Origin of the sequence: Xenorhabdus entomophaga (genome assembly GCF_037996725.1) — a bacterium.
In the GTDB taxonomy this organism is placed as follows: Bacteria; Pseudomonadota; Gammaproteobacteria; order Enterobacterales; family Enterobacteriaceae; genus Xenorhabdus; species Xenorhabdus khoisanae.
The window spans coordinates 1-219 of record NZ_JBBMXH010000557.1; the positions used below are offsets into that span (position 1 = coordinate 1).

General features: G+C 40.6%; 1 pseudogene. It reads right to left on the reverse strand.

The features are described 5' to 3' along the window. Positions 1-109, reverse strand: a pseudogene (locus tag AAC854_RS24045) (transposase); the annotation flags it as partial. Positions 110-219 lie beyond the last annotated feature (110 nt).

The window sequence follows — 219 nt, forward strand, 5'->3', positions numbered from 1 at the left end:
TGAGATAACCTTTGTCACCGTAAAGAGAACCCGTTAATTCTTTTGATAATTCACGAACAGGTTCCCGATCATCCACATTACCCGCAGTCACTTTAAGCGCTAGAATTTCCCAGGGCAAACGGGTCTAAATTGACCAACATGGTGACTCGATACATTGAAATAGGACAAGACCACTATTTATTTGTGATTTATCATCAGCACCCTGTTAATGATTACGGT